Annotated in this window: 25 protein-coding genes; 3 read left to right on the forward strand and 22 right to left on the reverse strand. The window is 62.2% G+C overall.

Annotated features, from left to right (window positions below):
* Positions 1–562: 562 nt before the first annotated feature.
* Positions 563–754, reverse strand: a complete 192-nt coding sequence (locus AMK05_RS15495) for a hypothetical protein (protein WP_064839831.1) — start codon at positions 752–754, stop codon at positions 563–565.
* A 249-nt stretch (positions 755–1003) separates the two neighbouring features.
* On the opposite strand from AMK05_RS15495, the gene AMK05_RS35260 reads away from it, so the two are divergent.
* Complete coding sequence (locus tag AMK05_RS35260) at positions 1004–1150, forward strand: hypothetical protein (protein ID WP_010068834.1); 147 nt, start codon at positions 1004–1006, stop codon at positions 1148–1150.
* Positions 1151–1674: 524 nt separating this feature from the next.
* Entirely contained in the window at positions 1675–2415 is a 741-nt protein-coding gene (locus AMK05_RS15500; RefSeq protein WP_064839832.1) for an SIMPL domain-containing protein, read from the forward strand.
* 372 nt (positions 2416–2787) lie between these two features.
* Here AMK05_RS15500 and AMK05_RS15505 read toward each other — a convergent pair whose 3' ends face one another.
* The 7 genes from AMK05_RS15505 to AMK05_RS15535 all read right to left on the reverse strand — a co-directional run bounded on the left by AMK05_RS15505 (position 2788) and on the right by AMK05_RS15535 (position 7448).
* Positions 2788–3144, reverse strand: coding sequence for a hypothetical protein (locus AMK05_RS15505; protein WP_064841397.1), 357 nt, complete (start codon positions 3142–3144; stop codon positions 2788–2790).
* Between the two features lie 142 nt (positions 3145–3286).
* Complete coding sequence (locus tag AMK05_RS15510) at positions 3287–3592, reverse strand: hypothetical protein (protein ID WP_064839834.1); 306 nt, start codon at positions 3590–3592, stop codon at positions 3287–3289.
* A 153-nt stretch (positions 3593–3745) separates the two neighbouring features.
* On the reverse strand, positions 3746–4168 hold the full coding sequence (locus AMK05_RS15515) for a secondary thiamine-phosphate synthase enzyme YjbQ (protein ID WP_064839837.1): 423 nt from the start codon (positions 4166–4168) through the stop codon (positions 3746–3748).
* 70 nt (positions 4169–4238) lie between these two features.
* Entirely contained in the window at positions 4239–4592 is a 354-nt protein-coding gene (locus AMK05_RS15520) for a DUF1428 domain-containing protein (RefSeq protein ID WP_064839839.1), read from the reverse strand.
* A gap of 84 nt (positions 4593–4676) precedes the next feature.
* Complete coding sequence (locus AMK05_RS15525) at positions 4677–5276, reverse strand: DUF922 domain-containing Zn-dependent protease (protein WP_064839841.1); 600 nt, start codon at positions 5274–5276, stop codon at positions 4677–4679.
* A gap of 74 nt (positions 5277–5350) precedes the next feature.
* Positions 5351–6571, reverse strand: coding sequence for an MFS transporter (locus tag AMK05_RS15530; protein ID WP_064839844.1), 1221 nt, complete (start codon positions 6569–6571; stop codon positions 5351–5353).
* A gap of 157 nt (positions 6572–6728) precedes the next feature.
* Positions 6729–7448 carry a Crp/Fnr family transcriptional regulator gene (locus AMK05_RS15535; RefSeq protein ID WP_064841398.1) on the reverse strand — a complete coding sequence of 240 codons (720 nt, stop codon included), beginning with the start codon at positions 7446–7448 and terminating at the stop codon, positions 6729–6731.
* Between the two features lie 129 nt (positions 7449–7577).
* On the opposite strand from AMK05_RS15535, the gene AMK05_RS15540 reads away from it, so the two are divergent.
* Entirely contained in the window at positions 7578–7823 is a 246-nt protein-coding gene (locus AMK05_RS15540) for a DUF6894 family protein (RefSeq protein ID WP_064839846.1), read from the forward strand.
* A 138-nt stretch (positions 7824–7961) separates the two neighbouring features.
* Here the strand turns inward: AMK05_RS15540 and AMK05_RS15545 are convergent, their stop codons facing one another.
* The 14 genes from AMK05_RS15545 to tdh form a co-directional block, all read right to left on the reverse strand.
* Entirely contained in the window at positions 7962–8195 is a 234-nt protein-coding gene (locus tag AMK05_RS15545) for a DUF6894 family protein (protein WP_064839848.1), read from the reverse strand.
* Positions 8196–8264: 69 nt separating this feature from the next.
* Positions 8265–8663, reverse strand: coding sequence for a DUF427 domain-containing protein (locus AMK05_RS15550; protein ID WP_064839849.1), 399 nt, complete (start codon positions 8661–8663; stop codon positions 8265–8267).
* An 82-nt stretch (positions 8664–8745) separates the two neighbouring features.
* On the reverse strand, positions 8746–9438 hold the full coding sequence (locus AMK05_RS15555; protein WP_064839851.1) for a B3/B4 domain-containing protein: 693 nt from the start codon (positions 9436–9438) through the stop codon (positions 8746–8748).
* A 3-nt stretch (positions 9439–9441) separates the two neighbouring features.
* Entirely contained in the window at positions 9442–10341 is a 900-nt protein-coding gene (locus tag AMK05_RS15560; RefSeq protein WP_064839853.1) for a DMT family transporter, read from the reverse strand.
* Between the two features lie 507 nt (positions 10342–10848).
* Positions 10849–11655 (reverse strand): AraC family transcriptional regulator, encoded by an 807-nt coding sequence (locus AMK05_RS15565; protein ID WP_064839855.1) that lies wholly within the window; start codon positions 11653–11655, stop codon positions 10849–10851.
* A 57-nt stretch (positions 11656–11712) separates the two neighbouring features.
* Positions 11713–12504 carry an APH(3')-II family aminoglycoside O-phosphotransferase gene (locus AMK05_RS15570; protein ID WP_064839857.1) on the reverse strand — a complete coding sequence of 264 codons (792 nt, stop codon included), beginning with the start codon at positions 12502–12504 and terminating at the stop codon, positions 11713–11715.
* Between the two features lie 76 nt (positions 12505–12580).
* Complete coding sequence (locus tag AMK05_RS35265) at positions 12581–12742, reverse strand: hypothetical protein (RefSeq protein ID WP_003593186.1); 162 nt, start codon at positions 12740–12742, stop codon at positions 12581–12583.
* 91 nt (positions 12743–12833) lie between these two features.
* Positions 12834–13931 carry a DUF930 domain-containing protein gene (locus AMK05_RS15575; RefSeq protein WP_064839859.1) on the reverse strand — a complete coding sequence of 366 codons (1098 nt, stop codon included), beginning with the start codon at positions 13929–13931 and terminating at the stop codon, positions 12834–12836.
* A 36-nt stretch (positions 13932–13967) separates the two neighbouring features.
* Positions 13968–14699, reverse strand: coding sequence for a DUF930 domain-containing protein (locus tag AMK05_RS15580; RefSeq protein WP_064839861.1), 732 nt, complete (start codon positions 14697–14699; stop codon positions 13968–13970).
* 172 nt (positions 14700–14871) lie between these two features.
* A complete protein-coding gene (locus AMK05_RS15585; protein WP_064839863.1) occupies positions 14872–15165 on the reverse strand; it encodes a GYD domain-containing protein in 294 nt (97 codons plus the stop codon).
* A gap of 203 nt (positions 15166–15368) precedes the next feature.
* Positions 15369–17426 (reverse strand): RNA polymerase sigma factor RpoD, encoded by a 2058-nt coding sequence (gene rpoD, locus AMK05_RS15590; protein ID WP_049736253.1) that lies wholly within the window; start codon positions 17424–17426, stop codon positions 15369–15371.
* 129 nt (positions 17427–17555) lie between these two features.
* Positions 17556–17723 (reverse strand): hypothetical protein, encoded by a 168-nt coding sequence (locus AMK05_RS35270; protein WP_171899793.1) that lies wholly within the window; start codon positions 17721–17723, stop codon positions 17556–17558.
* Positions 17724–17896: 173 nt separating this feature from the next.
* Positions 17897–18244, reverse strand: a complete 348-nt coding sequence (locus AMK05_RS15595) for a GFA family protein (RefSeq protein ID WP_064839865.1) — start codon at positions 18242–18244, stop codon at positions 17897–17899.
* Between the two features lie 10 nt (positions 18245–18254).
* Positions 18255–19292 carry an L-threonine 3-dehydrogenase gene (tdh, locus tag AMK05_RS15600; protein ID WP_064839867.1) on the reverse strand — a complete coding sequence of 346 codons (1038 nt, stop codon included), beginning with the start codon at positions 19290–19292 and terminating at the stop codon, positions 18255–18257.
* Positions 19293–19297 lie beyond the last annotated feature (5 nt).

Consider the following 19297-nt stretch of genomic DNA (forward strand, 5'->3'; position numbering starts at 1 on the left):
GCCCCTCGACCTGAACCCATCCGCGCAAGCCGGGTTTAGCAGGCGACCTTCCTGATAGTAACCGCCGACGACGTCTGATCGAGAGTTCCGGATGATCTGCAGGCCAAAGTGAATGTGGCAACGCTGATCAGCGTTCCGGTCGCGATAGACGCGACGACCTCATATGTTTTGCCAACAGATGGCCGGTGAAGGAGCCGTTCGGCGAGGCGGTGGGCGCGGGGCGGGCACGAAAGCCGTCTCACAGATCCTTACGGATAGAAAAAATGTAATTATAACTCGTTCCGGAAGAGCCTGTCTGGATATCGTCGTTCGCCAGTGGACGAGGTTTTCCGTCTTTCAGGCAATATGCGGAATATCCGAACGGCCTGAGATAGTTGATCACACTGGCAACAGCGTCGGGGCGATGTCGCTCTTCCGCTTCGATGCGGGAAGTGGGAGTCCAAAGCGTTGGTGCAGGCAGTTGGCCGTAAATCGGTCAATCGACCGCCATGACGGCATCTGCCCCGATTTCATCTGCCATCGCCAATCCGGAAGACGCAGCAGATCAATACAGAGCAGGCCTTTAATAACTGCAAGACCGCCCATCACTCGGTCTGAACCCATCCGCGCAGGCCGGGTTGAGCGGGCGGCTCTCGTGATGGTAACCGCCGCCGATCGATGCGGTCTGGTCCAGATCGGATGACGTGCAGGCCGAAATGATCGTGGCAAGGCTGATCAGCGTTCCGGTCGCGATAAATGCGAAAAATCGGTTCATCTGAGCTTCTCCTTCGAAGGGCATGGGTTTGCCCCAAGAAGGTAATTTACCACGCGATCACGCGTGTTTGTGGGGATTTATAGCGGTTGACCCGCTTGGCGCGCCCTCCTAACGCCAATGTGATTGGCTTTCGGCCTGCACTCAAGCCATGCACCGTCACATAACTGTCATGCAAAATTGCCCATTGCGACGGCAGCCTGGGCAAAATATATGCTGCCGCCTAACAAAAAAAAGAATGAGTGAACTGCCATGAGTGCCATACAGAAACTTTTCAACCGCAATCTCCTGACCCGTTTCGTCACCGGTCTCGGTGCGGTTCCCCAGCGTTTTCGCGACGCCCGCGAAGAGCGCAAGCCTGCGATCCATCCGTCGTTCATGGATGATTTCGGCGCGTAAACGCGTCGCGAAGCCGTCAGCGGCTTCTAACCAAGTATACCGTCCTTTCGGAACGAGATATTGTCGGAACGCCGCCTTTGGCGCCCGTGAACGGTCGAACGGCAAATCAAGCCGGTGAAATCGTGCCGGTCCGGCGCCGGCCTTTGTGATGGTGAAGACACAGGAACCGAGAGGCCGTGCCGTGTAAGCCCCCTCTGGCCTGCCGGCCATCTCCCCCACAGGTGGGGAGATTGGCTGGGCGCATCAGTTTCCCCTATCGCGTGCGTCACAGCAAAACGCAGAAGAGGTCCGGCGAGTCTGCGACTTGTCGATCTCCCCACCTGTGGGGGAGATGCCCGGCAGGGCAGAGGGGGGCGGCTACGGCACGCCCTCTCCGTTACTCACTGTCGAACCTAGTTCGAGTTGCATCTCCCGCGCTCTTATATTTTTCTTGCCATCCGCACTCGCCCTTCCCTTCCGCCGCAATAGCTTCACAATCAACCGACAGAAAGTTCATCCGGGAAACGACAACTAGGGAATGAAACATGGCGCCGATGCTTTCCAAGACTCTTCTGATGACTGCCCTTCTGGCCCTGCCGCTCGGCAGCGCAGCGCCTGTTTTGGCGCAGGAGGCAAAGCCGCGCGAGGCGGTGATTTCGGTGACGGGGGACGGTGAATCGGCGCTAGCGCCCGATATGGCCGTCGTCAATCTTGCGGTCGTCAAGCAGGCGAAGACCGCCCGCGAAGCGCTCGACGAGAACAACAAGGCGATGAACGAGGTGCTGAAGGCGCTGAAGGACGGCGGCATTGCCGAGCGCGATCTGCAGACCTCCGGCTTCTCAATCCAGCCGCAATATAATTATCCGCAGCCGGTCGACGGCCAGCAGCAGCAGCCGCAGCTGATCGGCTACCAGACCATCAATTCCATCACCATAAGGCTGCGCGATCTTGCCAAGCTCGGCCAGGTGATCGACCAGTCCGTCACCCTCGGCATCAACCAGGGCGGCGACATCCAGTTCACCAACGACAAGCCGGAAGCGGCCCTCGAAGCGGCGCGCAAGAATGCCGTCGCCGAGGCGGTGAAGAAGGCGAAGACGCTGAGCGAAGCCGCCGGCGTCAAGCTCGGCCGCATCATCGAGATCAACGAGAATGTGCCCCGCCCGATGCCGCAGCCTGTCTATCGCGCCACGATGATGAAGGAGGCCTCGGATGCGGCCGTTCCCGTCCAGGGCGGGGAGAACAATTATACCGTCAGCGTTACGGTGACTTTTGCGATCGAGCAGTAAGATCACGACGGTGGCAGCTAAAACCCCTCCCCAACCCCTCCCCACAAGGGGGAGGGACTAACTTGCCGCACCGCTTCACATAACAAGACCTCTCCTTTTCACCGCCGCCGTGGGCCGCGGTTTAGCCCCTCCCCTTGTGGGGAGGGGTTGGGGAGGGGTCTGCTGCGCGCAAAAATACCAAAAAACAAAACCGCCCTTGCCGATCCGGGGAGACTGGCAAAGGCGGTTCTGCAGCGCCGCACGTCTTTCAGACGTGCAAAGGACGCTGCAGCACTTTGAATTACTGCATAATTTTATCCTTAGATCGTTTCCGATCTAAGGAATTATGCAGTAGCCGCCGCATCGGGGAGACGGGCGGTATTCTAAATTATATCAGCGACGCAGGGCCGGGCAGCCGCGGACGTTGCCGAAGCTCATCTCGTCGGGGCCGCGGCGTGTCCAGCCCTGGACGATGACGCGGCGGGGCGTGATGTCGACGACGCGGGCGCGGCGGAAGCCGTAATCGCGGGCCATATCTTGGGCCAGACGCGGATCGCAGCCGCGCGGACGGCGGCCCTCGAAGCCCGGACGGTCGTAGCCCGGAGCCGGACGGCGATAATCCCGCGGCGCGTCACGGTCCTGATCGCCGATAATAATATTCAACTGCGCGGCGGCGGGCGCCACCGTGCCGGCAAGGGTGCCGGCGGTCAGCATGACGGCAAGACCCGCCTTTGCCAAAAACTGCATCATCGAAAAACCTTTCGTTTCAAAGTCGGTGCGGCCGAGCCGCCTGGGAATCACCCATACGGATTAGAGAAGAAGCGGCTGAAAGTGTCGCCGTCAAGGCAAAAGCGGCCGGCAGGCGCCGTGTCGGCGCCTGCCGGCGCAGTCCTCAGCGCCGGATCAGCGGGCAGCCGCGGACATTGGCGAAGACCATCCTGTCCCAGCCGCGATGGTCGCGGCCGGAAACGACGACGACGCGCGGCGACATGCGGGTGATCTGGGCTCTGCGCAGACCGAAATCGCGCGCCTTGCGCACGGCATGCATCGGCGAGCAGCCGCGAATCGGCCGGTGATATTGCGCCTCGACGACGAAATTCGTCTGCGGCCCAGCGGCTGCCGCGGTGGTGACCGTGGCCGGGACGGTGCAGAGGGCGAGCAATGCGGCAAGCGAGGCCTTGGCGAGGAAATGTGTCATGAGGCGTCTCCGTCGATTGGTCTTATTTCTACGCATGTCGTTATTGCGCGACATGCTTGGGTTCTCCCTTAGGGATTGCCTCGACAGTAAACGCTGCAAACTGAATGGCGTTCGAACCGACCATTCACTTCTCATTCACAAGGATTAATCCTTTCACGGGCCGAGATGCAGCACTATTTCCCGGCGGTGCGGCCGGTCGCGATGCTCGAAGAGATAGAGGCCCTGCCAGGTGCCGAGCATCAGCCGGCTGCGCGCGACGGGAATGCCGACAGAGACCTGTGTCAGCGCCGCCTTGATATGCGCCGGCATGTCATCCGGCCCTTCGGCCCGATGCACGACCCAGCCCATCGCAGGATCGGAGGCCGGCGGCACGAGGCGGCGGAAGAAGGAAAGAAGATCGGTTTGCACGTCGGGATCGGCATTTTCCTGGATCAGCAGCGAGCAGGAGGTGTGGCGCACGAAGACGGTGAGAAGCCCCTCCTCCCGTCCCGAAGCGCTGACGAAGGCGTCTGCCTGATCGGTGAATTCGTAAAGGCCCTGTCCGCGTGTGGAAAGGGTCAGGATCGTCTGTGGCAAGGCGCTCTCCCGTCTCGGAATCTGATTGCCGCGAGGTGGCGCGTCATAAGAGGCAAGTCAATGCTTGAGGTCAGAGTTTGATCAGCGTTTCGAAGCCGCCATAGATCATCCGCTTGCCGTCGAACGGCATCTGCCATTGGTCGCCCTCGAGCCTCGGATCCGCCATCACCTCGGCGTTGATATCGTCGCGCTCCTGCCGCGACCGGTAGACGATCCAGGCAAACACCACCACCTCATCCTCCTTCGCCTGCACGGCGCGGGGAAAGGAGGTCAGTTCGCCATAGGGCACATCGTCGCCGATGCATTCGACATATTCGAGCGCCCCATACTCCTTCCAGATCGAGCCGGCGAAGTTCGAGAATTTCTTGTAGGCCTCGATATTCTCCTTCGGCACCGCCACGATGAAACCGTCGACATAGGACATGACACCTTCTCCACATTCTCGCGCTGACGGGAGAGATAGGAGCGCGCCCGGGCAGGTCCAGGGATGCGGCGCCGGCAGCGGCAATCAAGGCCCATTGACCAGCTTGAGGATCAGCTGCTGGATATTGCCGCCGTCGCCCATTTCGATCTTGTCGAAGTCGCGGCCGCGCTGGCGTTGCCTGTCGGAAATCTCGCCGAGGCGGCGCGTCAGTTCAACGCGGATCTTCTTGCAATCCGGGTCGTCGGCAACAGTGAGGCCGACGCTCATCACCTCGATTTCCTTGACCATCTCCTTGATGGTCTCGCCATGCACCCGCTCATGCGCCTGCACGCCTGCGATAAAGCTCTCCCAGCTGCTGCCGGCGGCCGGCGGCAGCGCAGCCGAGGGTTTCGGCAGCGTATAGGTGATGATGAGCTTCGGCCGGTTGGTGGTGATGACGCAGGCATTGCCCTGCGTTTCGTATTTGCGGGTCCAGGTCAGCTTGAAGGTCGTATGCGCGATCACCCGGCCGGTGGGCCCGGCCTTCGGGCCCCGCGCCCCGATCGATTCGTAGAGCGCCGCACCGGTCGTTCCGGATATCGAATAGGGCCGCACCTCTTCCACCGCCTGCCAATCGGCCGATGCCACCGCCGGCGCCGAGGCGAAAACCGCCGCCAGCAGATAGGATAAAAAAGTTTTCGTCACGCGCCGCCCCGCCGAATAATGATTTGCGCGGACCCTAACGGGAGCCGCCGCTGGTTTCAACGCACAGACAGGCATCAGCCCTGCAGCGTCTTGACCTTGGTGAGATCGGGAAAGAGCCGCATCCACAGCAACACGACGATTACAGTGCCGAGTCCGCCGACAATGCCGGTGGCGACGGGGCCCAGCGCTGCCGCCATCATGCCGGATTCGAATTCGCCGAGCTGGTTCGAGGTGCCGATGAACAGCGAGTTGACGGCGCTGACACGGCCCCGCATTTCATCCGGCGTCAGCAGCTGCACCAGCGAGCTGCGCACGACGACGCTGACCGTATCCGACGCACCGACGACGAACAGGGCGGCGACGGAAAGCACGATATTGGTGGAGAGCGCAAAAACGATGGTGGCGAGGCCGAACACGGCGACGGCGGCGAGCATCTTGCGCCCGACATTGCTCTCGAGCGGCCGGCGGGCAAGCACGATCGACATGGCGAGCGCGCCGATCGCCGGCGCGGCGCGCAGGAAGCCCAGTCCCCACGGACCGGCATGCAGGATATCGCGGGCAAACATCGGCAGTAGCGCGGTGGCGCCGCCGAGCAGCACCGCGAAGAGATCGAGCGAGATGGTGCCGAGCATCACCGGCCGGCTGCGGATGAAGGAAACGCCGGCAAAGACCGAGGCGAGTGTCACCGGCTCGCGCTTGCCGGGCGCCCATTGCAGGCGGATCGAGATGACGTTGAAGCTGGCGGCGGCAAAAAACAGCGCCGACACGGCGAAAGGCGCCACCGGGTTCAGCCCGTAGAGCAGGCCGCCAAGCGAGGGGCCGATGATCAGCGCTGTCTGCATCAGCGAGGTGGAGGTGGCGACCGCCTTCTGCAGCATCGAGGCCGGCACGATATTCGGCAGCAGCGCCGCCATGGTCGGCCGCTCGAAGGCGACGACGGCGCCAAGCACGGTGACGGCGGCAAGGATGCCTGAAGGCGTCAGCCATTGCTGCCAGGTGGCAACCGCCAACACCAGCGCCGTCACCGCCTCGATCACCTGGCAGATGAGGCCGATGCGCCGCCGGTCGAAGCGGTCGGCGACATGGCCGACGACGAAGGTCAGCGCCGCCATCGGCAGGAACTGGCAGAGGCCGACGAGGCCGAGCGCAAAGGCGCTGTGCGTCTGGTCGTAGATCATCCAGCCCATGGCGATGCCGATCGACTGGAAGGCAAGCGAGGAAAAGACGCGGGAGGCAGCGAAGTTCAGATAGCCGGGGTGGCGAAGAACGCTCCGCGGGCCTTGGGATATGTCCATTGCGATGTCACCGGCCGGCGATGGGAGCGGCGGCCTTCAGGAGGTTTTCGTGAATGTCAAAACGGTGTTCTGCTTCGATGAGCGCTTTGTCAATTGCAACGCGCGGATATGATGTCGCGCCGGCCGGCATCGCGTGTCAGGCCTCGCGTATTGGGCATCAGCGCGGCTCCTTGACGATGTTCAGATAGGCTGGGTCGAATTCGGCGATTTCCTGCAGGCGCTCCCAGTCGACGATGGTGATCGTCCGGTTCTCCCAGGTGAAGACCCCCTCGCGCCTGAGCGCCTGCAGCGTCTTGTTGAGATGGACGACGGAAACGCCGAGCACGTCGGCCATCTCGATCTGCGTCAAGGGAAACTGGAAGCTTTCGCCCCGCGTCCGCTTGACGACCTGCAGCCGCACGAAAAGCTCGCAGACGAGATGGGCGATGTGGGCGCGTTTGGAGCGCCGGCCCATGGCGACGATCCACTCCCGGTGAATGGCGCCGTCCACCAGCGTATCGAGCCAAAGCAGCCGGGTCAGATGCGGCATGCGCTCGGTGATCGCCCTGAGATCGGCATGATCGGCAAAGACGACATGACAGTCCGACAGCGCGACGATACCGTGATCCATCTTCTTGACGGGAAAGGCGTGCAGGTCGACGAAATCGCCGGCGACATGCAGCGCGGTGATCTGGCGGCTGCCATCGGCCATCACCTTGTAGCGTGCCGCAAAACCATCGATGAGCAGCGTGCTGTAGGGCGGCCGGCTGCCTTCGGGGACGATATCCTCTCCGGCAAGGAAGTGCCTGTCCTTGACCAGGATCGAGCGGAGGAGATTTTCCTCTTCCGCCGATAGCACATCGCGCCTTCCGAGGTTGAGCAGCAGGGCTTCAATCACGGGCTTGTCCGCCGATAGCATAAGAGGTGATCATGACGATGCGACCTGTATTTTCTATAAGAATCAATGCCTAGCCTCGGGAACAATTGTCTTCATCTGTAATTTCCCCCTGTGACGACAGGAAAAAACATGGCTCGCTACTTTTTCGATCTGCATAACGGCGAAGGCCCGACACGTGACGAGCACGGCACCGAGCTCCGGTCGCGCGCGGATATTCCCAAAGAGGTGACCCGCATCCTGCTGGATGTGGCCCGTGACGAACTGCCGGCGGGCGATCGCGCCATCATCGCCGTCACCGTTCGAAACGAAAGCGGCGACCCGGTTACGGTTGCCAGCCTCGTCTTCAACAATGAATGGCTCGACGTCCTGCGATAGCGGCCGCCGCGATGCGGCTTTGGCTTTTTGTTTATGCATGTCGCAGCATGCATTAGGACCCGCCTTCATAGCCGGCAATTAAATTTGACATAGTCGCGCCGTTGCTCCGACTGGCAGAGAGGCGGCATGCCGGCACGGCTACTTGGGGATTTCCTCGAGAATCAGCCGGATTTCCGCAAGCGGCCGCCGGCTTTCGTCGAAGAGTTCCACCGACAGCATGTTCAGCGGTTCCGCCGGCAGGCCTTCGGCGGCCATCTCCGCAAGCACGCGCCGCGCCTCGGCTTTTGCGGCCTCGATGGAGGCGAATTCATATCCCGTCTCGGTCGCCCCGACGCCATCACGATCAAGGAGCTGAAAGTAGAATTTCGGCACGGCACATCCCCCGCTAGACCAATTCAACGATCCCGCAGGCAACATGTTCCACCGGAAGACGCAGCGTCGTCAGAAGGTGCCGGCCTCCGGCGAGGCCATTTCCTCGATGGCGTCGACGCGGTCGGGATAGAAGGCGAGATGGTCCTTGATGGTGCTGACGGCGGCATTCGGCGCTTCGTAGGTCCAGACCGCATTCTTCGAGCGCTCGCCGCCGGCAATGATGCTGTAATAGGCGGCGTCCCCCTTATAGGGGCAATGGCTGGCATGGTCGGTGCGCTGAAGCTGCGCCATGTCGACATCCCGACGCGGAATATACTGCACCGGCGGATAGGAGGCCTCGCGCAGCGTCAGCGCATCGTGGCTATCGGCAATCACCTTGCCGCCGAGCGTGACGACGACGCGGCAGGGATTGTGCTCGATGGTGATCGGATGGTCGGGCCCGGGGATCTTGATCGATCGGTCTGACATGCGCTTCGCCTCCAGGAAATATCGATGCCGTGGAGATAGGGCGGGCATGCGGCCGGCCCAAGACCTTACCTGCTGACAGGCGTTAGAATTCGAAACCAGGCGACGCCGGGCTCAGCATCGCCGTTTTCGGCGTCGCCGGCCAGTGAGCTCCAAGCGCATCCGCGAGTGTTGCGATCAGCCTGGCGATATCCTCGCCGGCGGAAGCATGCAGGGCCTCGGCAACGATCAGCACCGAGCGCGTCGTCTGCCGTACTGCCGAAAGTCCGCTCTGCCGGTTCGTCCAGCGCCGCGCATGCGCCCGCTCTGCGCCGTCTGCAAAGATCACCTCGTCCGGGTCCGGATGCTCGATTTCGCCGCCGAAGGTCAGATAGGTCTCGTGGCCACCGGCCCGCCGGACTTCGAGATCGCCTATGATTTTTTCGGTGTCGAAGATGGCGATCGAAATGGCGAAGGCGAGCGAAATCGCATTGCAGAGATCGACGAGCGGATGCAGGCGCGGCAGGCCATGGTCCTGGCGGAAGCGGCGCAGCAGCGCTTCGGAGGCGGAGCGATATTGCGTCGGCTTCAGCCCCATGCGGGAAAAGCCGCGCCGCCACGCCTGGATTTCGGGAAACTCGCTCTCCTGCGCTGCGGCCAGCCGGGCCTCGGCAATAGCGCTGAAGTGCGCAATCGCCGTCTCGACCGCGGCATCCGGATGGATCGCGTCCACATGAAGCGCCCCGGCGCGAAGCTCCGGAAACGCTTGCCATATCGCATCGGCATGACGGAACTGCATGGCCTATCTCCCTCCGGATATAGTCATCGCCGCCCGGCTGCCGGCAGCAGCAAGCCCGAGCGCGGCCGCCAAGACGCAGGCGATGCCGGCGACCTGGTTGAGCCCGATCGGTTCGCCGAGGATCAGGAAAGCCAGCATGACGGCGGAAACCGGGGCGACCGCGGTAAAGAGCGCGGCCTCCGTGCCGCTCACCCTCGCCGCCCCCGCATACCAGAGCAGGAAGCCGGCGACCGTCGGCACCAGCGCATAATAGGCGACGGCAACGGCGGCGCGTGGGGATATATCCCGTGCGAAAGGCACCTCGAACACCGCCGGGATGACGGCGACGACAAAGCCGATCCCGGCCATCAGCGTCGACTGGGCAAGCGGCGGAATGTCCGTCTTCAGCCTCTTGTTCAGCAGGATGAACAGCCCCTCGCAGATAACGGCGCAGAAGATCAGCCCATTGCCGGCGAGCGACCCGCCGGCCGCACCGGGCGTGACGGCGATCGAAAGCACGCCCGCCGTCGCCAGCGCCACGGCAACAAGCAAAGCAGGCTTCGGCCTTTCGCGAAGCAGCAGAATGGAAATGGCAGCCGACACCACCGGCAGCGTGCCGATAACCACGCCGGCATCGGCCGCAGAGGTCAGGCCGAGGCCGGAAATCAGCAGCGTCGTATAACCAACGCTGCCGGCGCCGGCCTGAATGACGAGGATCAGCCGGTCATGCCGGGAAAGCTTCGGCAGCCGCACGCCGGTCGCGCGCATCAGCACCAGCAAGACGGTAAAAGCCAGCGCGAAGCGCAATGCCGTGGCGGTAAACGGCGGCAGACCGGAGGCGATGAGCTTGCTGGCGATGACGGTGCTTCCGACCGTCAGCATGGCCAGCGCCAGATAGAGATAACCTTGAACCTGCCTCGACATTCGGCGCCTCCTGTTGGACGCGCCGAGAAAACAGCAGGGAGTTCTCGCGGTCTTGAACGAAATTGCAGGGTATAAACAAAGAACCAAAGCGCGGCGGGTGGGTCGGCTCTCACGGCTGCGGGGCACAAGGATGATGCCGGAGAGAGGGTGCGGCATCCTCCAATCTCCCTCATCCTGAGGCGCGCAGGCCAAAGGCCGGAGCCTCGAAGGACACGCTCGGCGCTGCGCCTTGCATCCATCAACCGCCAGCGCACCCGCCTCGTCCTTCGAGGCCCCTGCGGGGCACCTCAGGATGAGGCTCTCTTGGGCGTCGAGCCCAAATCCTCTCCTGTTTTCGATGAAGGTGAGGAGCAGCCATTTCGCCCGCTTATCAGAAGCACGGCACCCACGATCAGCCCTTATCCTGAGGTGTGCAGGCCGCAGGCCGGAGCCTCGAAGGACGAGGGCGGGTGGCTGGCCTGGGTCATGGATCGGATTCCGCCCGCGTGACGAAGCGACCGGCACCGCTCAGAGAAAGGCGCCGGCATAGAGCCGCGGAGAAAGACCGTATTTGCGGACGAAGACGCGTGTCATGTGGCTCTGGTCGGCAAAGCCGCTGGCGAAGGCCGCCTCCGCAAGCGGCATGCCCTGAGCGATCAGCCGCCGGGCGATATGGATGCGGGCCTGGACGAGATAGGCATGCGGCGTCAGTCCCGTCGCCCGGGCAAAACCGCGCAGCACCTGGAAGCGGCTGAGCTTGCTTTCCCGCGAGAGATCGGCGAGCGAGACGGCGGCAAGCGGATCGTCGTCGATCAGATCCCGGGCCGCGCGGATCGACGCCGGCACCGGCGGCCGCTCGTCGCTGCCGCCGCGCTCACGCATGACATCGGCGACAAGCTGCAGCAGCAGTTGCTCGCGCAGCATCCTATCCGTCTTGGCCTCGGTCACCGCGCCAAACAACGTTTCGAAGCGGGCGGCGATCGCCCTGTTGCGGATGACCGGATGCGGGATTTCCGATCGCCCTGCCCCGCCGTTGCTCACCTCTCGCGCCAGGCCGGCGACGATCTCCGGATCGAAATAGAGAATGCGCCACGACCGCGCTTCGCCGATCGGCGCGCCGTCATGCACCTCGTTCGGATTGACCGTGATGATATCGCCGGCCGCAGCCTCCACCATGCCGCGGCCGCTCAGCGATTTCTGCGCCCCGGATGAGACGAGGCCGATGCCGAACTGCTCATGCGTGTGCCGGGAAAAACTGTGACGCGTTTCCGCTTCCACCGCTTCGACGCCAGCCAGAAGAGAGCGCAGCATCCTGAACTGGTTTTTCGCCGTCATCCGCCCGCAGCTCCGATCGCCGGCCACTCTGCCAGTCGGATGGAGATGGGGCAATGGCTAGAAAAACTCGTCGAGCAGTTGGAAATAATGGAGCCTCGCCGGATCCGGCCTCGTCAGCCCGTAACGATCGAGGAAGGGCCGCACCAGCGGCTCACCGAAATTATAGGCGATGCTGCGGCAGGCGAGCGCGATATCCTGATAGCGGTCGGCGACGCCGAGACGGCTGCAATCGATATAGCCGGAGAACCCCTCTGCCGCAGCGACGAAATTCGGCAGGCAGGCATCGCCATGGGTGACGACAAGATCCTCGCGGCCCGGCCTTCTGTTTTCGAGTTCGGCAAACAGCGCCTCGGCACTTTTGCCAAGCCGCGTCTCGTCGAAATCGGTCTCGTCGACGATGCCGGCCTGCATCCGCGCTTTGGCCGCGGCAATGCGGTTCTCCAGCCGGTGGTCGAAGGGGCAGGATGCGATCGGCAGGCGATGCAGATCGAGAAGCGCCGCCGCCAGCAATTCCACCCGCACCAGCGGCGTCAAGGTCGATGCGCTGGCGAGATCGGCGCCCGGCAGGGCGCTGATCAGCAGCCGGTTGCGCCCGCCGCCGCTTTCCCGCGCAATGACCTCGGGACAGGGCAGACCGGAGCCTTTGAGCCAGTCAAGCCTCGCTGCTTCGTCGGCAAGCTCGCCGAACGGCCCCGCCTCCTCGACCTTCAGATAAAGCGTCGGCAATCCGCCCGCTTCCAGCCGGAAGACGCTCGCGGCCGAACGGCCGAGCGCGTCACGCTCGAACCGGTAATTGGCAAGACGCGCATCAAGTGTACGCGCCGGGAGCGATTGATCCTGCTGGGACATCTGGGCGCCTCGTTCCGACGGCGGGGAAACGTATTCCGATTGCAGGAAGTTATGCGGCAGACCGCACGCCTCCACGTCAATGAACGGTTTCGGCGGGCGCGGCTTCGAGAAGGATTTCGAACGCCTCTTCCAGAGCCGCCACCAGAATATCGGTCAGCTCGTCGCCCTTGTGTTCCAGGAACAGCGCGCTCACGGCTTCATCCTGACGCTCAAGAAAATGCTCGATCTCGTTCGACATATCATTGTCCTCTTCACCGTAACATCACGGCCATGAGGAGAGGCTAGATGCGGTTCCTTGCGTGTGGCTGGTTGGTATCGAGTCTCCAAATTCAATTCCCAGGAAGCCCCCGACTTTTCCATTGGCTGCGCGGAATGGCTCCGCTGACATCAAAAGCAAAAGAGACAACCTTCATAGCGTCCTCATCCACCTCACAACGAAAGTGTACGTCGTACCAGCCCTCAGCTGTGCGGAAGGCGGCTCGGAGATCCAGAACGGTGCCGCTTGATAAACCCTGACTAGGGACAATAATTGGCTGAAAGCTTGGCGAAGAGTGGATCAACTGTTGCTGGAGTTCGCTCCTGCAAAGCTGGGCAACACGTTTACTGCGCGGCACTCCATTCATCGCGATTTTCGCCACGGGATCGTCATCAGCAGCCTGCGAAAACAAGGTTTTTGCCTTCACGAGATCATCCTTTGCTGCGTCCATTTTCGTCGACTCTGGAGGCTTCCGTTCGGGCGGCTTGACTGCCTCGATATCGGTTTGAGCTTCACCCGGCGCTTCAGCAAGAGGCGCATTGCGCTCGGCAGAAATTTCGGCCGTCGCGACCTCGGGAAGTTGTACATCGTCAGGAACCGGCCTTGCCGGAGGCGTTTCGGTCTCCGGCTTTTCTGCAGAGGCCTCCGCAGGCGCCTGTTCCGGCTTTGCGCCGTGCTGGAGCGCCGTCGTCGCGGGTTTTACCTCGCCTTGCGAAGAATTCCCCGAGGTGGATTTTTTCGGTCCGCTGTCCCTGTCGCCGAACTCGAAAACAGGATTCAGACTCGGCATGGGGGCCGCAGGCTTTACTTGCTCTGACGGCTTATTTTCGGCGGCGCGCGGCGGAGGCGGTGGCGGCGGTTGCTTCTTCGTCTGTTCCGGCGGCTTCGGCTCCGGTGGCTTTTCCTTGGGCTTTTCCTCCGGCTTCTTCTCCTCCGGCGGCGGAACGAGTTCGACCTTCACGCTCTCGTCTTCGGCAGGCTTCGGCTCGATCTTCGGCAGCCCGAAGATCAGAAGCGCGACAAGGGGGACATGCAGAAGCACGGACGCACCGATGCCCCAGCGGATTTCAGGCCGCTGTTTTCCCGTTTCGTGCTGCGTTTCCGCCGGTGCCACGTCTTCTTCTGTCACAGCAGCGATGTGGCCTTTAAAACCGGCAGCATCAAGCCACAAAAGAAAAAAACCACGTGATCGCCGCAGCGATGGGCGTCATTGGTCGGCGGCCCCGTCATCGGCCACTAGATCATGCGCCTGCCATTCAGCCTGCGGAATGGCATCGCCGACGAGGAAGGCGAAGGAGGTGACCTTGCCGGAGCCGGCATCGAGCCCGCATTTGAACTGGATGTTGTACCATGCCCTGTTGCTGCGCAACGCGCCGCCCCTCACCTCGACGCTGTTGCCGCTGATTTTCTCCGGCGCCATGGCATAGGGGGCGAGCAGATCGGGCCGCATATCCGGCCGCGCCCGGCGGACCTGCTCCAGCGCCTCGAGGTCGCAAAGCTGCAGATTGCGCTCGCTGCCGGCAAGGCCGCGCAGCGCTTCGCGAGCGCGCCGGCTGCGCGGATCGGCCAGCACCTTGTCGGAAAACAGCCGGCTTGCCGCGACGAATTCGGTGGGCTTCGGCGCCGGCGGCGCGGTCGGCGTCACGGACGGCATTGCCGCAGCCGGCGCATTGTTGGCAACCGGCCTTTCGGCTTGCGGCGCTGCGGCTTCGGCTTTTGCCGGCGCCGGCGATGGCGCCCTGACCGGCTCGGGCCTTGTCAGCGGCCCCACCGGCTGCGGAACGATCTCCACCGAGAGACCGTCATCGGGCAATAGCATCGGCGGCTCGGCCTTCGGCCACAGCAGCAGGAGAAGGAGGATCGCCGCGGCATGCAGGCCAAAGGACACAGCAGCCCCGCGCCCGATTCCCCCATCCCATTTGCCTGCCGCCAGTTCCATCGGTCAGGAAGCGGCTGTCGCGCGATCGGCGGAGATCATGAAAAGCGCTTTCATCATGGAGCTTGCCGAAAATCGGGCCGGGAGCCCTGCCGCGGAAATTGAAGCACGGCGCGAACACTGCCAGCACAGCCGAAGCCATGCAACAGGTAAATTACGCAATCTATAATTGCATTCAGCCGAGCGAACCGATGAGATCCCGATAGGCCGCTTCCGGAAAGGCCTTCAGCGTCTCGGTCCGGACATTGCCGCCCATGGCGAGCGACAGCGTAAAATGCGCCATCACCGCGTCATCGGGCGCCTCGCAGACGGCAACCATGTCATGCCCGCCCATCGTCAGAAAGAACTGGTTGAACGAGCCGCCGACACCGGCGAGCAGTTTCTTCGCCGCGTCCAGCCTCTTTGTCGAGTCGCGAACATTGCGGATGCCCTGATCCGTCCAATCGATCAAAAGGATGTAAGTGGTCATGTCGCACCTCCTGACGGAGGATCGGCCGACAGGTACACATCGACCTCGCTCGCGCGTCGCGATCGATCCCTTCCCCCGTGGGCCGGATTATAGTCCTGTCACCAGGGAGGGACAAGAAAGCCGCCGCGATCATTGGTACTAATTACAGCAAAGCAAAAGCCGGGCGCAGGGCCCGGCTTTTCCAATCAGAACGGCGTCGAAACTCAGCTGTCGAGGAACGAGCGCAGCTTCCGGGAGCGGCTCGGATGCTTCAGCTTGCGCAGCGCCTTCGCCTCGATCTGGCGGATACGTTCGCGGGTGACCGAGAACTGCTGGCCAACCTCTTCGAGCGTATGGTCGGTGTTCATGCCGATGCCGAAGCGCATGCGCAGGACACGTTCCTCGCGCGGCGTCAGCGAGGCGAGAACCCGGGTCGTCGTCTCGCGCAGGTTCGCCTGGATGGCCGCGTCGATCGGCAGCAGGGCGTTCTTGTCCTCGATGAAATCGCCGAGATGCGAATCCTCTTCGTCGCCCACCGGGGTTTCGAGCGAGATCGGCTCCTTGGCGATCTTCAGGACCTTGCGGACCTTTTCGAGCGGCATGGCGAGCTTTTCGGCCAGTTCTTCCGGCGTCGGCTCGCGGCCGATTTCATGCAGCATCTGGCGCGAGGTACGGACGATCTTGTTGATCGTCTCGATCATGTGCACCGGAATGCGGATCGTGCGGGCCTGGTCGGCGATCGAACGGGTGATCGCCTGACGGATCCACCATGTCGCATAGGTCGAGAACTTGTAGCCGCGGCGGTATTCGAACTTGTCGACCGCCTTCATCAGGCCGATATTGCCTTCCTGAATGAGGTCCAGGAATTGCAGGCCGCGGTTCGTGTATTTCTTGGCAATCGAGATGACGAGGCGAAGGTTCGCTTCGACCATCTCCTTCTTGGCGATACGCGCTTCGCGCTCGCCCTTCTGCACCATGTGCACGATGCGGCGGAATTCCGAAATCGAAATGCCGGTCTCGGTCGCCAGATTCTGGATCTCCTGGCGGATATCGCGGATCGTCGTGTTTTCGCCGCGGGCAAATTCCTTCCAGCCGCGGGCAGCCAGATTGCCGATCGACTTCATCCAGTTCGGGTCGAGCTCGGCGCCCTGATACTGTTCCAGGAAGCTATCGCGCTTGACGCCGTAGGATTCGGCCAGGCGCAGCAGACGGCCCTCGTTGGAAACGAGGCGCTTGTTGATGTCGTAAAGCTGCTCGACCAGGGCGTCGATGCGGTTCTGGTTCAAGGACAGCGATTTGACCGCCTTGATCAGTTCGTCCTTGAGCTCCTTGTAGCGGCGCTCTTGGGCTGAAGACAGCGTGCCGGATGCCGACAGGCGCTGCTCGACCTGCTGGTCCTGCAGCTTGCGCAGCTTCTTGTAGGTCTCGGCGATCGTATCCAGCGTCTCCATCACCTGCGGGCGAAGCTCGGCTTCCATCGCCGCCAGCGAGAGGTTGGATTCGTCCTCGTCCTCTTCCTCCTCCTCGGGAGGCAGTCCCTCGCCGCCGACATCGGTGATGTCGTCGTCGCCGGAACGGGCGCGGCGGGTCTTTTCCTTTTCCTCGGCAGCCTTGCGGTCAGCCTCGATCTTCTCGGGGCTCTGGAACTGCGGCGCGGCCTTGGCTTCAGGGCCGGAATAGGTGGTTTCGAGATCGATGATCTCACGCAGCAGCGTCGTGCCTTCGTTGAGTTCGTCGCGCCAGATGATGATCGCCTGGAAGGTCAGCGGGCTCTCGCAGAGGCCAGCGATCATCGTTTCGCGGCCGGCCTCGATGCGCTTGGCGATGGCGATTTCGCCCTCGCGGGAGAGCAGCTCCACCGAGCCCATTTCGCGCAGATACATGCGCACCGGGTCATCGGTACGGTCAGTCGGTTCTTTCTTCTTGGCGGTTGCGAGCGCGGTGCCGCTCGAAGGCGCGAGTTCGCCACCTTCGCTCTCCTCGTCGCCGCCGGCGTCGTCGTCATCGCCGCCGCTGGAAGCACCGGCTTCCTCGGCCTCTTCATCTTCGATGACGTTGATGCCCATGTCCGACAGCATCGACATCGTGTCTTCGATCTGCTCGGACGTCACTTCTTCGGACGGCAGGACCGCGTTGAGCTCGTCCATCGTCACATAGCCGCGCTTCTTGGCGGCCTTGATCATCTTCTTGACCGCGTCGTCGGAAAGATCGAGAAGAGGGCCGTCGCTTGCGCCGTCGCGTTCGACTTCCGCGTCTTCGTTCTCTTTGACCTTGGTTGCCATTTATATCGTCGCCTTCCTGACGCTATCCAATCTCGCTACGGTGAATGGGCCGTCTCAGGGCCTGACGCGTCGCTCGCGCCGCCCTCGAATCACCTTTGCCCACCTAACGGGATGACATTTAAAGCCTGATTAACCACGATCGCCGGCACCGGACAGCAAAGCTTTTTTTGCTTTTGGATTTCCGGCCATGGTTGCGCGATCCGCCTTGACCCAGTTCACCGTTTCAACAAGTCGAACGGTGATTCCCACATTTTTTGTTCTCGTCAAGCTTTTCCAGAAAAAAAGCTCACGAATCATCGGAAAAAGCCTTATCCACAGGCTTTGAACCGCGGCAGCGATTGCGAAGCCTTATTTAAGATGCGGCGAACAAAAGACAAGGGCAGCAAGGATTTTGCCCTCAGCGCCGGTTGTTCGCGCCATTTTTGCAGTCCTATCGTTGTGGTGTTCGCCTCTGTCCGGACGAATATTGGCTACTTTGCCTCGCCATCATAGGCCGTCACCTTCAACGCGCCGAGATCGACCGCGGGAATGCAGCGCAGATTGACCGAGGCCATGGCCGCGCCATTCGGGCCGACCCCTTCGCCGAACGGCGCAATGCCGCAATTGGCGCAGAAGTGATGCCGGATCACATGCCGGTTGAAAGTATAGGTCGAGAGATCCTTTTCGGGCGTCTTCAGCACCAGCTTGTCGCGCGGCACGAAGGCCAGAAGCCCGCCCCGCCGGCGGCAGAGCGAACAGTTGCAGTCCAGCGCTTCGGTGAATTCGCCTTCGACCTCGTAGGCGACCTTGCCGCAATGGCAGCTTCCTTCATAGAGCATGTCTTCCTCCTCACATCCAATCCATCACGACCTTGCCCGAATTGCCCGAGCGCATCGCCTCGAAGCCGTCGCGAAACTCGTCGATCCCGATGCGGTGAGTGATAATCGGCGCAAGGTCAAGGCCGCCCTGGACGAAGGCGATCATCTTGTACCAGGTCTCGAACATCTCGCGGCCATAGATGCCCTTGAGATTGAGCATCTTGAAGATCACCTTGTTCCAGTCGATCTCGAAACCGGCCGGCGCGATGCCGAGAATGGCGATCTTGCCGCCATTGTTCATCTTGTCGATCATGTCGCGGAAGGCGGGTGCTGCCCCCGACATCTCGAGCCCGACGTCGAAACCCTCCGTCATGCCGATCGTCTTCATCACGTCGGCCAGATTTTCGCGCGACGCGTCGACGACATGATCGATCCCCAGTTTGCGCGCCAGGTCCAGCCGGTGCGGGTTGATATCGGTGATGACGACCTTGCGGGCGCCCGACCGTTTGGCGACGAGTGCCCCCATGATGCCGATCGGCCCGGCGCCGGTGACCAGCACGTCCTCGCCGACGAGATCGAAGGAGAGTGCGGTGTGCACGGCATTGCCGAACGGATCGAAGATCGCGGCGATCTCATCGGAAATATCTTCCGGGATCGCCACGACATTGCTTTCGGGGATGCAGACGAACTCGGCGAACGAACCCGGCCGGTTGACGCCGACGCCCAGCGTGTTGCGGCAGAGATGCCCCCTGCCCGCCCGGCAGTTGCGGCACTTGCCGCAGACGATATGGCCCTCGCCGGAAACCCGCTCGCCGACATGATAGCGGGTGACCGCCGAACCGATCTCGGCGATCTCGCCGGAGAATTCATGACCGACGACCATCGGCACCGGAATAGTCTTCTGCGCCCACTGGTCCCAGTTCCAGATATGGACGTCGGTGCCGCAGATCGCCGATTTCTTCACCCGGATCAGCACATCGTTCGGCCCGACCTCCGGCACCGGCACATTCTCCATCCAGAGCCCAACTTCGGCTTTCGATTTGACCAGCGCCTTCATCATGTTCGACATATCTG

The organism is Rhizobium sp. N324, assembly GCF_001664485.1.
GTDB lineage: Bacteria > Pseudomonadota > Alphaproteobacteria > Rhizobiales > Rhizobiaceae > Rhizobium.

What these genes read in the sequence shown, in the direction of transcription:
- AMK05_RS15495 (WP_064839831.1), bottom strand. Translation starts at nt 754, where the DNA reads ATGAACCGATTTTTCGCATTTATCGCGACCGGAACGCTGATCAGCCTT.
- AMK05_RS35260 (WP_010068834.1), top strand. Translation starts at nt 1,004, where the DNA reads ATGAGTGCCATACAGAAACTTTTCAACCGCAATCTCCTGACCCGTTTC.
- AMK05_RS15500 (WP_064839832.1), top strand. Translation starts at nt 1,675, where the DNA reads ATGGCGCCGATGCTTTCCAAGACTCTTCTGATGACTGCCCTTCTGGCC.
- AMK05_RS15505 (WP_064841397.1), bottom strand. Translation starts at nt 3,144, where the DNA reads ATGATGCAGTTTTTGGCAAAGGCGGGTCTTGCCGTCATGCTGACCGCC.
- AMK05_RS15510 (WP_064839834.1), bottom strand. Translation starts at nt 3,592, where the DNA reads ATGACACATTTCCTCGCCAAGGCCTCGCTTGCCGCATTGCTCGCCCTC.
- AMK05_RS15520 (WP_064839839.1), bottom strand. Translation starts at nt 4,592, where the DNA reads ATGTCCTATGTCGACGGTTTCATCGTGGCGGTGCCGAAGGAGAATATC.
- AMK05_RS15530 (WP_064839844.1), bottom strand. Translation starts at nt 6,571, where the DNA reads ATGGACATATCCCAAGGCCCGCGGAGCGTTCTTCGCCACCCCGGCTAT.
- AMK05_RS15540 (WP_064839846.1), top strand. Translation starts at nt 7,578, where the DNA reads ATGGCTCGCTACTTTTTCGATCTGCATAACGGCGAAGGCCCGACACGT.
- AMK05_RS15550 (WP_064839849.1), bottom strand. Translation starts at nt 8,663, where the DNA reads ATGTCAGACCGATCGATCAAGATCCCCGGGCCCGACCATCCGATCACC.
- AMK05_RS15555 (WP_064839851.1), bottom strand. Translation starts at nt 9,438, where the DNA reads ATGCAGTTCCGTCATGCCGATGCGATATGGCAAGCGTTTCCGGAGCTT.
- AMK05_RS15560 (WP_064839853.1), bottom strand. Translation starts at nt 10,341, where the DNA reads ATGTCGAGGCAGGTTCAAGGTTATCTCTATCTGGCGCTGGCCATGCTG.
- AMK05_RS15565 (WP_064839855.1), bottom strand. Translation starts at nt 11,655, where the DNA reads ATGACGGCGAAAAACCAGTTCAGGATGCTGCGCTCTCTTCTGGCTGGC.
- AMK05_RS15570 (WP_064839857.1), bottom strand. Translation starts at nt 12,504, where the DNA reads ATGTCCCAGCAGGATCAATCGCTCCCGGCGCGTACACTTGATGCGCGT.
- AMK05_RS35265 (WP_003593186.1), bottom strand. Translation starts at nt 12,742, where the DNA reads ATGTCGAACGAGATCGAGCATTTTCTTGAGCGTCAGGATGAAGCCGTG.
- AMK05_RS15580 (WP_064839861.1), bottom strand. Translation starts at nt 14,699, where the DNA reads ATGGAACTGGCGGCAGGCAAATGGGATGGGGGAATCGGGCGCGGGGCT.
- AMK05_RS15585 (WP_064839863.1), bottom strand. Translation starts at nt 15,165, where the DNA reads ATGACCACTTACATCCTTTTGATCGATTGGACGGATCAGGGCATCCGC.
- rpoD (WP_049736253.1), bottom strand. Translation starts at nt 17,426, where the DNA reads ATGGCAACCAAGGTCAAAGAGAACGAAGACGCGGAAGTCGAACGCGAC.
- AMK05_RS35270 (WP_171899793.1), bottom strand. Translation starts at nt 17,723, where the DNA reads ATGATTCGTGAGCTTTTTTTCTGGAAAAGCTTGACGAGAACAAAAAAT.
- AMK05_RS15595 (WP_064839865.1), bottom strand. Translation starts at nt 18,244, where the DNA reads ATGCTCTATGAAGGAAGCTGCCATTGCGGCAAGGTCGCCTACGAGGTC.
- tdh (WP_064839867.1), bottom strand. Translation starts at nt 19,292, where the DNA reads ATGTCGAACATGATGAAGGCGCTGGTCAAATCGAAAGCCGAAGTTGGG.